The following is a 12,372-nucleotide window of genomic DNA, read 5'->3' on the forward strand; positions in this document are numbered from 1 at the left end:
GGCTGACTTTTTTCTGCTTATCCCCATGTGTTGATTAAAAAATATTTTAGAGCGATATATCATTGAAATAGTACTTCGTTTTTTATTTAATTTTTATAAAATGGTAAATGTAAAAATAGCTCGAAAGTTGAAATAAGATTGTCAATTTTGAAGCCTTTAATAGCAGATTTGAAGCATTCTTTAGTTGTAGTAATTCTATTAAATTTAAATTGCTATTTTAGCTTCTGATTTACAGAAAACAACTGAAAGTCAACATTATTATTCACATTTTTTTTATTTACTTCTATGCGCATTTTCCATCTTTTGTTGATCGTTTCCTGTTTTTTTATTAGTTGTAATAAAAAACAGCATACTGAAGAGAATCACAAATATACCAATGATTTGATTAATGAAACTAGCCCGTATCTTTTGCAGCATGCGCACAATCCTGTAGATTGGAAAGCCTGGAATCAGGAAGCGTTGGACAAAGCAAAAGCAGAAAATAAACTTATTATTATTTCTGTAGGATATTCTGCGTGCCATTGGTGCCATGTTATGGAAGAAGAAAGTTTTGAAAACGAAGCTGTGGCTAAATTAATGAATGACAATTTTATCAGCATAAAAGTGGATAGGGAAGAGCGTCCGGATATTGACCAGATTTATATGAATGCTGTGCAATTAATGACAGGCAAAGGCGGATGGCCTTTAAACTGTATTGCACTTCCTGATGGGCGACCTATTTTTGGAGGTACCTATTTTACGAGAGAAGAATGGACAAAAGCTTTAACAGAGCTCTCTGATTTGTATAAAAACAATCCGAAGAAAGCCAGTGAATATGCTGATAAATTAGTAGCAGGTATTCAGAAGGCAGAATTAATTTCAGTTAATAATAGTCCGGCTGATTTTAAAAATTCAGCAATTTCTGATGCGGTAAAATTATGGCAGAAAGAATTAGATTATAAAGAAGGCGGGTTAGCTGGTGATACTAAATTTCCAATGCCAGGCGCGCTGAGTTTTCTTCTTCGTTACAGTATTCAGAATAATGACAAAGCAACGCAAAACTATGTACATACAACACTGGCAAAAATGGCGAATGGAGGAATTTACGACCCCATTGGAGGTGGTTTCTCCAGATATTCTGTAGATTCAAAATGGCATATTCCTCATTTTGAAAAAATGCTTTACGATAATGCACAATTAGTGAGTTTGTATTCTGATGCTTACTTGGCAACCAAAAATGAACTGTATAAGAAAACAGTAGTGGAAACACTAAATTTTGTAGAGAAAGAACTTATGGCTTCCAACGGTGCTTTTTATTCGTCTTTAGATGCCGACAGTAAAAACAGATCAAACAAACGGGAAGAAGGTGCGTATTATGTTTGGAAAAAAGAAGAGTTACAAACGCTGTTAAAATATGATTTTTCTCTCTTTCAGGAATACTTCAACATCAATGAAAATGGTTTGTGGGAAAATGGGAACTATGTTTTGTTTAAGACACAAGCAGATAAAGACTTTGCAATCAAAAATAAACTAACGGTAGCAGAACTGGATTCTAAAGTTAAAAATTGGAAACAAATCCTTTTAGCGGCCAGAAACAAAAGACCAAGACCTCATTTAGACAATAAAACTTTAACATCATGGAATGCTTTAATGATAAAGGGTTATGTTAGCGCTTACAGGGCATTTAAAAATCCGCATTATAAAGAAGTTGCTTTAAAAAACGCCAATTTTATTGTTAACAACCAGCTTCAAAAAGACGGAAGTTTAAATCACAGCTATAAAGAAGACAAAAGCAGTATTGTTGGTTTTTCAGAAGATTACGCCACAGTTATAGATGCGTTTATTTCTGTCTATCAGATTACTCTTGATGAAAAATGGCTCACTAAAGCGAAACAATTAACCGATTATACAATAACTCATTTTTGGGATAAAAAATCGAATCTGTTTTATTTTACCTCTAATACGTCAAAAGATTTAATTAGCAGGAAAATGGAAATCGTAGACAATGTAATTCCTGGTTCTAATTCTGTACTTGCTCATAATCTATTTTTATTAGGACATTATTATTCTAATGAAACTTATTCCAAAACTGCACAACAGATGTTGAATAATGTAAAAGAAGATGCCTTACAAGCACCAACGGAGTATTACAATTGGTTAAATTTAATGATGAATTACACCGATGATTATTTTGAGGTTGCTATTTCAGGAAAAGATGCTGTAGCTAAAACGAGCCAGCTTCAAAGTTATTATTTGCCAAATATTCTTATTGCCGGATCGACTGCAGCAAGTAAGCTTCCTATTTTAGAAAATCGTTTTGCAGACAATGAAACTTATATTTATGTCTGTGTGAACAAAGCTTGTAAAATGCCAGAAAAAGAAGTAAATGTGGCAGTTGGTAAAATAAAAAATGGTTTGTAGCAAAAAAAGAGACAAACTCGCGAAGCTCTTCATAAACTTACTTTAGCAAGATCTTAACTCATTAAGTATAATAAAGTCTTCTTTTATTTAACGAGTTAAGGTTTTTATATTGTCTCAATGCGCAACCAGTTGTTTTAAAACTTTTTCTTTTAAAAGTATAACTTCTGAAATATCGTTGATTTACAATTATTTGCTGAAATTTTAAGCTGCTTTTTACTTTTACGAGTTATGCAGTAAAAATGAATTATGTCTTTTAAATTGTTAAAATTTTCTTTTAAAAGAATCGTGTAAATAAATATAATTTACTTTTTTGGCTTTAAAATTAAACAGAATGTTTTTTATTATATCTTTTTTTAATAATTATGATGTTAAATTATTAAACAACCGGTTGTGTATTGATTGTTTTTGTATATATTTGTAATAAATACACTTATTAAAATTTATGAAAATATAATTTCTCTATAATTAAAGATTTTGAGTTTAGATTTAAAAATTAATGTTGGTTATAAGTGTTATTTTACAAAGTTGGTTTATAACTAAGGGTACGGTTAGTTTTTAAATTAAAAGCCGAAAGCTTAAACACTTTCGGCTTTTTCATTAAACCATAAATTTTAAGATTCAACGAGTAGACAGAAAAGATTATCATACAGCTAGTCATTAACTATAAGACCAAACCAAAAAACATTGAAATGAAAAACCACACCAAAATTTTATTTGCGCTACTATGTTGCTTGTCAGCAATTAAAACTACGGCACAAAATCCTATTATAAAAAACATCTTCACTGCAGATCCGGCACCTATCGTACATAAAGGTATCTTGTATTTATATACAGGGCACGATGTTGCAACCGAGCAGGATACTAATTACAAAATGGCCGATTGGCGTGTGTATTCGACAACAGATATGGCAACCTGGAAAGATCATGGAGCACCGCTTTCACCAAGCACATTTTCATGGGCGACCGGCGATGCTTACGCAGCGCAATGTATCGAGAGAAACGGAAAGTTTTATTGGTTTGTTTCTACATTTCATAAAAAAGATGAGGTAAGCGGAGGTGGTGCCGCTATTGGTGTAGCAGTTTCTGATAGTCCGACCGGTCCTTTTAAAGATGCGATTGGCAAAGCGCTTATCATTAATGAAATGACTACAGACATGACGTATGCCTGGGACGATATTGATCCGACAGTATTTGTTGATGATGATGGGCAAGCTTATATGTTTTGGGGAAATGGAAGCTGCAAATGGGTAAAGTTGAAAAAGAACATGATTGAAGTCGATGGGCCAATCACTACTTTCAAACCTAAAAATTATATTGAAGGTCCTTGGGTATACAAACGCAAAGGAATTTATTATTTAGTTTATGCCAGTGCTGGAACAAAGCCTGAAATGATTGAATATTGCACGGCCAAGAATCCAGCGGGTCCATGGACATATCAGGGAATCATTCAGGAAAATGTACCTAACAGTTTTACGACACATCCAGGTATTATTGATTACAAAGGCAAATCATACTTTTTTTATCACAACGGAAGTTTGCCTACGGGCGGAAGCTACAGACGTTCTGTTTGTGTAGACTATATGTATTATAATGAGGATGGAACCATTCAAAAGATAATACAAACTACTGAAGGCGTCAGCAAAATCAAATAGAGTCTCTTAATTTAATCTTTTGTCCCATGAAAAAAGGAATTAAGTTCATTTTCGTCTTCTCTATTTTGCTTATTCAGGCTTTTGCTTTCGCGCAAGCCCAGAACCCAATACTTTTTGCAGATGTGCCTGATCTGTCCATTATAAGAGTGGGTAAAAACTATTATATGAGCAGTACTACAATGCACATGAGTCCGGGTTTGCCTATTATGAAATCTACAGATCTTGTCAATTGGAAACTTATTAATTATGCCTATGATACTTTGGCAGACATGCCGGAACTAAATTTAACAGAAGGAAAAAGCACCTATGGAAGAGGTTCCTGGGCAAGCAGTCTGCGTTTTCATAACGGAATGTATTATGTGACCACTTTTGCACAGACCACAGGAGAAACCTATATTTTTAAAACGAATGATATAGAAAAAGGAAACTGGCAAAGAGTTTCTTTTAAACCGGATTATCACGACCATTCTTTGTTTTTTGATGATGATGGTAAGGCGTATTTAATCTACGGAGCAGGTAAAATCAAATTGGTTGAACTCAATGACGATTTGACCGGAATTAAACAAAATGTTCCGGAGAAAGTTATTATAGAAAATGCCAGTGCACCCGCAGGAAACAATATTATGTTAGGTGCAGAAGGTTCTCAGTTGTTTAAAATAAAAGGAAAATATTACCTGTTTAATATTTGCTGGCCTCAGGACGGAATGCGTACCGTAATCATTCATAGGGCAGATAATATTAATGGTCCTTGGGAAGGAAAAATAGGTTTGCAGGATTTGGGCGTTGCTCAGGGTGGACTGATAGATACTCCTGACGGTCAATGGTTCTCTTATCTTTTTCGCGACTTCGGAGCTGTTGGCAGAATTCCGTATCTGGTTCCGGTAAAATGGGAAGATGGCTGGCCAATATTAGGAGAAAATGGAAAAGTTCCAGAAAAATTAAACCTGCCAGCAAGTAAAGGCTTGACTCCGAATTTGGTTGCTTCTGATGAATTCAATAGCAAGAAAGATCAAGAAACATTGCCCTTAGTTTGGCAATGGAATCACAATCCGGATAATACGCTTTGGTCTTTAAGAGAAAGAAAAGGATTCCTTCGCCTTAAGACAGGAAGAATTGATACTGATTTTCTCTTAGCCAGAAACACATTGACACAACGCACAATTGGTCCAACAAGTTCAGCTTCTGTTTCTTTAGACATTTCGAAAATGAAAGAGGGTGATTTTACCGGATTATCAGCTTTACAAAAAGAATACGGATTGGTTGGAGTGAAAGTGGAGGAGGGCAAAAAATCAATAGTAATGGTAAATACAAATAAAGATAAAGCTGTTGAAGTACAGCGAATTCCTTTAGATCAAAATCAGGTTTATTTTAAAATTGATTGTGACTTCACAAACAAAAAAGATGAAGCCATTTTCTTTTACAGTTTAGATGGAAAAGTGTGGAACCCGATAGGAGACACTTTAAAAATGAAATATACCCTTCCGCACTTTATGGGATATCGTTTCGGTTTATTCAATTATGCAACAAAAAATACCGGAGGATATGTTGATTTTGATTGGTTTAGAATTAAATAGTAAAAAAGTTAAATTATGATAATAGATAAAAGTATTACAAATGAATTTCTAATTAGAATTCACGTTTTGGTATTGGTATTCGGATTGATTTTACCCGTTTTGGCAGTTGGTCAAATTAAAAAGAAAGCAGAAAAATCAGAATCAAAACCGCAATACCGTAACCTTTTTAAGGAAGCAGGTTACAGTCAAACAGATATTGACAAGAAATTAGCCAAAGCCTATTATGATGTTTTTGAGGGACCTAACAAAGTATATTTTGAAGAAGGAGATTCTTTAGGATATGTTTCGGATGTTAAAAATAAAGATGCCCGTACCGAAGGAATGTCGTATGGCATGATGGTCGCTGTCCAACTCAATAAAAAAGAGGTTTTTGACAGAATCTGGAGATGGTCAGTTAAATACATGCAACATCAGGAAGGACCAAGAGAAGCCTATTTTGCATGGAGCGTGAATCCTGAAACTAAAAAACAAAATTCGGCCGGCTCTGCTTCAGACGGAGAATTATACTATATCACCAGTTTGCTTTTTGCTTCTAACAGATGGGGAAATGATACCGGAATAAATTATTATAAGGAAGCCAGAAGAATATTGGATGCCATGTGGAAGAAAGATGGTACGGGTAATATTCATAATATAATCAATACCGAACATAAGCAAATATCTTTCGTGCCAGAAGGAGGGGGCTATAACTGGACAGATCCTTCTTACCATGTTCCGGCATTTTATGAAATATGGGCTTTGTATGCAAAAGATGGCCACGAGCAATTTTATGCAGCATGTGCCGATGTTTCTCGTAATTTTCTTCATAAAGCCACCCATCCGGTAACGGGACTAAACTCAGATTACACTGAATTTAACGGAGAACCTCATCCTACACCGTGGATGCCTCCCGGATTTCGTTATGATTCCTGGCGTGTTCCTATGAATATAGCGATGGATTATACCTGGTACGGAAAAGATAAAAAATGGCAGGAAGAATATGCCGGCAAATTTCAAAATTTTCTTAGATCCAAAGGATTGAACACTTTTGAAGATCAATTTAATCTGGATGGTTCTACTCCTGAATTTATTCTACAGGCTGGCCCGGTTAAAAAACTCAGACATTCAATAGGACTAGTAGGAACTTCAGCTACTGCATCACTCGTCAATCCTGATAAAGCAAGTATGGATTTTGTTCACGCTCTTTGGAAGGCTAAACTGGAACCATATGAAGACGGTTACTTTGATCCTTATTATGATGGGTTAATGTATCTCTTTAGTCTAATGCATCTTTCTGGAAACTATCAAATTATAAATCCGGCAGTTAAATAATTTTTTAAATCTAAAAAATAAAAATATGAAACAGTACACAGTTGTTATGTTATGGGCATTTATTTTATCAGGTTTTATTGGTTTTTCACAAACAAGTCAAACCGCTATTGCCGAAGATTTTAAACCTTCAACGGTTAATCAGCCTGGGCAGGAATATCCGCAAGTTAATTCTCAGGGTTATGCACGATTTCAAATTTTGGCTCCCGAAGCTAAATCTGTCGTAGTAAGCCTTGGATTGGGTGGAGCAAAAGGAGGAACCGTTCTTGCAAAAGGAGAAGATGGTATTTGGCGTGGAACCACAGCAGGCGCCATGGACGAAGGCTTTCATTATTATCATGTAACTATTGATGGAGGCGTTTTTAACGATCCTGGAGCTCTTAACTTTTATGGTTCTACACGTTGGGAAAGCGGAATCGAAATTCCGGCTCACGATCAGGATTTTTATGCCCTGAAAAATGTTCCACACGGAAATGTACAGCAAATTCTTTTCCCTTCAAAAAGCACCAATACTTCTCGCAGGGCTTTTGTTTATACGCCGCCGGGTTATCATAAAGATAAATCAAAGCAATATCCGGTTTTGTATTTACAGCACGGTTGGGGAGAAGATGAAACAGCCTGGAGCAATCAGGGACATGTCAATTTGATCATGGATAATATGATAGCAGAAGGCAAAATAAAGCCATTCCTTATTGTAATGACGTACGGAATGACCAATGAAATTAAATATGGTGGTTTGGCCAGTTTTAAAATAGAACCCTTTCAGACGGTTCTTACAGAGGAATTAATTCCGTATGTTGATTCCAATTTCCGAACGCTTGCTAATCAGACGAATCGTGCAATGGCGGGTTTATCAATGGGAGGTATGGAAACAAAATCGATAACGCTAAATAAGCCTGAAATTTTTTCTCACTATGCACTGTTAAGCGGGGGAACTTATAAACCGGAAGACATTAAAGACAAATCAAAAGTAAAATTGATCTTTTTAAGTTGTGGAAGCAAAGAGCGTCCTGATGGTATTAAAGATGCTGTATCAACGCTTAAAAATGCTGGTTTTAATGCTGTTCCTTATATTTCAGAAAACACAGGACATGAATTTCAAACCTGGCGCCGAAGCTTCAAAGAATTGGCACCACTTTTATTTAAAGAGTAGTGATTTTTTAAGATTACTAATCCATTCATTTTAATATACGGTATCTGGCGGTGAATTGTATTTGCCCCAAAACATGACATTCAAACTATTCATCTGTCCAGATACTTGTTGTTGGTTTTAATAATTAAATATAAAATTATGCGTAAACTTAATAATATGGTTGTGGTTATTTTCAATAAAGCTTTATTGAAAAAAGTACTTATATTTTTTTGTTTGTTTAGTCTTGCAAACAAATCATTTTCTCAGAATTTAGTATTAAACGAAAAAGAATATTTCGAAACTCCGGGACTTAATGTATGGGTTTTTAATAATGAATATAACGGAATGTTTTTTGACGAAAAAACAGCCGGAATAGAATTTATTCATCATGGTGTCAGAACGGTAACCGGTGGAGCAATCAGGCTTCAGAACACACCGGAACAATGGGATTTAATTCCAAAAATGCTTAGCCGAAAAGTAGATAAAGTAAACAATAGTATTGAAGTTGTACTTCGATATGAGGAATTTAATTTTGATTCCAAAATCATAGTTACTGCAAAGGGAAAAGGTTTTACAATCAATGTTGTATTAGATAAACCAGTTCCAAAAGAGCTGGAAGGAAGAGCGGGATTTAACATGGAATTTATCCCAACTTCTTATTTTGAAAGTAATTATGTTGTAGATGGAAAAGCGGGAACTTTCCCCCGATATCCAGCTAGCAATACTGAAATCCGACCTTTATCTCAAAAAATCCCTCAATTTGCAGGGCATACGACATTTGACGATCGTGGAAAAAATGAATTTATTGCAACCCTTCCTTTAGAATCAGGGAAGAATTTCATATTGGCTCCTGAAAATCCGGAACGTACAGTGAAAATTCAATCTGAAGATCAGGATGTAATGCTTTTTGATGGAAGAAATTTGGGGCAGAATGGCTGGTTTATAGCCAGAAGTATTCTTCCTTCAAATAAAACAGGTAAAGTACTAACCTGGTATGTAGAACCTAATGCAATACCCAATTGGAAAAGAGAACCCGTAATAGGATTTTCGCAGGTAGGTTATATGCCGAGCCAAAAGAAAGTTGCGGTTGTTGAACTTGATAAAAACGATAAAGCATTACCAACGGCATCGATTTTTAAACTAGGTGAAGACGGAAAATTTACCGAGAAACTAAAAACCAATGTTAAGGTTTGGGGAAATTATCTAAGATATAATTATGCACAGATTGATTTTAGCGCTATCAAAGAAAAAGGGCTTTATTATATTCAATATGGCGACCAAAAAACAAACACTTTTCAGATAGAAGATGATATTTATTCGAAGATATGGTATCCAACAATGGATGTGTGGTTTCCTGTACAAATGGATCATATGGAAGTGAATGAGGCTTATAGAGTTTGGCACGGAAAACCATTTTTAGATGATTGTCTTCAGGCTCCAATAAATCACGAACATTTTGATGGTTATAAGCAAGGCCCTACGACAGAGACTAAATACAAACCTTTAGAGCGCATTCCGGGAATGTCAGTAGGCGGTTGGTTTGATGCGGGAGATTTTGATATACAAACTTTTTCGCATGTGAGTGTCATTAATAGTTTTGTCGAATCATGGGAAGCTTTCAAAGTAAACAGAGACGAAACTTATATTGATCAAAAAACACAATTTGTAGATATTCACCGCCCTGATGGTCAGCCTGATTTATTGCAACAAATAGAACATGGCGTATTGAATCTTGTCGCACAAGTGGAGAACATTGGACATCCTGTAAGAGGGATCGTCGTACCCAATCTTCATCAGTATCATCATTTAGGCGATGCTTCTACCGAAACAGATAATCTGCCTTATAATCCATCTCTTAAGCCGTATGAGTCTAATGGCGTTTCAAGCGGTACAAAAGATGACCGATGGGCTTTTACCAACCGAAGTTCATTTCTTGATTTTAGAACAGCTGGTTCTTTAGCGGCAGCAAGCAGAGCTTTAAAAGGATATAATGATGCACTTTCTGCAAAATGTTTAACTCTTGCTATAAAGTTGACCAACGAAGCAACTGAAATAGAAAAAAAGGCAAAACCGGATAATAGCCCAATGTCAAGATGGGGGAAAGGAAGTGATATGATTGCGATATTGCAACTCTATTTAAGCACAAAAGACGAACAATATAAAAAAGGTTTTGAAGATAAAATATGGAAATTGCTAGATGAAAATCTAGAGTTTAATATGAACTCTGCACTATTGGCCGTTTCTTCGATGGATGCTGCTTACAAACAAAAATTGCGCGGATATGTAATTAAGTATAAAGAAAAAACGGATAAAGAAAATGCCGAAAATCCTTATGCTGTGCCGATAGCAAAAAGAGGTTGGGGAGGCAGTTCACAAGTGATCAATTGGGCAAGTACCAATTATTATATTCATAAAATTTATCCTGATATCATGGACAAAGAAAGTGTTTATCAGGGATTGAACTATATTTTAGGTTGTCATCCTTATTCTAATTTATCTTTTGTAAATGCCGTCGGAAACCGATCTAAAAAAGTAGCCTATGGAGGCAATCGCGCCGACTTTACCACAATTGCAGGAGGAGTAGTGCCAGGACTGATTTTTCTAAAACCCGATTATCTTGAGAATAAAGACGACTGGCCATTTTTTTGGGGAGAAAATGAATGTATTATCGATGGCGGGGCGTGGTATGTTTTCCTTGCGAATGCTGTAAATGATTTGGCTAAGGAGAAATAGTGAATCTTACCGCAATCCCGATAGCTATCGGAAGCAAAGAGATTACGCAAAGGCCGCAACGTATTGACCATAATTTTACCACAGAGATACACAGAGATTTACGCAGAGCTACACAGAAAAATTAAAAAAGCTTTGCGCCTTTGCGGCTTTGCGAGATTAAATAAAAACTTTGTGAATCTCTGCGAAAACTTTGCGTATCTCTGTGGTAGCTCACAAATGAAGTAAAGTTTAATTGACAAAGCTTAGCGAACTTAAAACACAACGTAAACACAACGACAAAAAAACCTTGCGGGCTTTGCGGTAAAATTAACCACAACATAAACAAATATAAAAATGAAACGATTTCTAAATATTACCCTATTAATTTCCTGCTTTTGTTTCGAGGCAGGCTGGAGTCAGGAAACACAAATAGTAGAAGATTTTAAACCTTCAACTATAAATCAGGCAGACAAACAATTTCCTCAGGTAAACTCACAACGACGCGTACGCGCTAGTATTGCTGCTCCCAATGCAAATAAAGTACAACTCGATCTTGGTGGAGTGAAATACGATATGCGGAAAGATGAAAATGGAGTATGGACCGGAGAATCGAATCCGCAAGATGAAGGATTTCATTATTATCAGTTAAACATTGATGGAGCTTCTGTTCCGGATCCGGGAAGTTTGTATTTCTATGGAGCAGGAAGATCGGGCAGCGGAATAGAAATTCCGGCCAGAGATCAGGAATTTTTTGCTCTAAAAGAAGTACCTCACGGTTTGGTTAGTGAAAATATTTACTTCTCAAAATTGACAAATTCTTTTAGACACTGTTTTATTTATACGCCTCCGGGTTATACTGACAACGAAAAAACACGATATCCTGTATTGTATTTACAACACGGAAGTTTTGAAGACGAATCAGGCTGGTCTGCACAAGGTAGAGCAAATTTAATTTTAGATAATCTGATTGCTTCAAAACAGGCAACTCCAATGATTATTGTAATGGATAATGGCTACGCTTATAAACCGCAAAACAAAGAATCTGCAGCTAAAAAAGAGCGTCCGGAATCTATTTTTGAAGAAGTACTTATTACAGAAATTATTCCGATGATCGATTCGAAGTTTCGTACCCTAGCCAATCGCGAACATAGAGCTATAGCAGGTCTTTCGATGGGTGCCAATCAAACGATGAGAATTATGATGAACCATGTGGATACTTTTTCCTATTACGGAGGATTTAGCGGTACGGCTAATTATCCGAGTGTAGATCCTATTGATGCTTCAACTTTTTTAGAAGGAAAATATAAAGATGGCAAAGCAGTAAACAAAAAAATCAAGCTTTTTTGGTTAGGTTTAGGTACTAAAGAACCTAGTCCGTTTCCTAAATCAATTGGTGCATTTAAAACCATGTTGGACCAGCAGGGAATCAAATATGTCTATTACGAATCACCTGAAACGGCTCATGAATGGCTTACATGGCGCAGATGTTTATATCAGTTTGCTTCTAAATTATTCAAATAGTATTAGAATAAATTAGGAGAAAAATAAAGGGATAAGAGTGTAGAGATAATCTTTACACTCTTATTTTTTTTCA

Annotated in this window: 7 protein-coding genes; all 7 read left to right on the forward strand. The window is 35.6% G+C overall.

From position 1 onward, the window contains the following. The first annotated feature begins 381 nt into the window (after positions 1 to 381). The 7 genes from BUA98_RS13770 (at position 382) to BUA98_RS13800 (ending at position 12,299) form a co-directional block, all read left to right on the forward strand. Positions 382 to 2,400 (forward strand): thioredoxin domain-containing protein, encoded by a 2,019-nt coding sequence (locus BUA98_RS13770; RefSeq protein WP_244279208.1) that lies wholly within the window; start codon positions 382 to 384, stop codon positions 2,398 to 2,400. Between the two features lie 689 nt (positions 2,401 to 3,089). Next, positions 3,090 to 4,052, forward strand: a complete 963-nt coding sequence (locus tag BUA98_RS13775) for a glycoside hydrolase family 43 protein (protein WP_072973466.1) — start codon at positions 3,090 to 3,092, stop codon at positions 4,050 to 4,052. A gap of 26 nt (positions 4,053 to 4,078) precedes the next feature. Beyond that, positions 4,079 to 5,626 carry a glycoside hydrolase family 43 protein gene (locus BUA98_RS13780; protein ID WP_072973468.1) on the forward strand — a complete coding sequence of 516 codons (1,548 nt, stop codon included), beginning with the start codon at positions 4,079 to 4,081 and terminating at the stop codon, positions 5,624 to 5,626. A 15-nt stretch (positions 5,627 to 5,641) separates the two neighbouring features. Continuing rightward, a complete protein-coding gene (locus BUA98_RS13785) occupies positions 5,642 to 6,937 on the forward strand; it encodes a family 8 glycosyl hydrolase (RefSeq protein WP_072973470.1) in 1,296 nt (431 codons plus the stop codon). A gap of 25 nt (positions 6,938 to 6,962) precedes the next feature. Then, positions 6,963 to 8,087, forward strand: a complete 1,125-nt coding sequence (locus tag BUA98_RS13790) for an alpha/beta hydrolase-fold protein (protein WP_072973472.1) — start codon at positions 6,963 to 6,965, stop codon at positions 8,085 to 8,087. 138 nt (positions 8,088 to 8,225) lie between these two features. Next, complete coding sequence (locus BUA98_RS13795) at positions 8,226 to 10,799, forward strand: glycoside hydrolase family 9 protein (RefSeq protein ID WP_208857991.1); 2,574 nt, start codon at positions 8,226 to 8,228, stop codon at positions 10,797 to 10,799. A gap of 333 nt (positions 10,800 to 11,132) precedes the next feature. Then, a complete protein-coding gene (locus BUA98_RS13800; RefSeq protein ID WP_072973474.1) occupies positions 11,133 to 12,299 on the forward strand; it encodes an alpha/beta hydrolase-fold protein in 1,167 nt (388 codons plus the stop codon). The last annotated feature ends 73 nt before the right edge of the window (positions 12,300 to 12,372 follow it).

Origin of the sequence: Flavobacterium saccharophilum (genome assembly GCF_900142735.1) — a bacterium.
Lineage (GTDB): Bacteria > Bacteroidota > Bacteroidia > Flavobacteriales > Flavobacteriaceae > Flavobacterium > Flavobacterium saccharophilum.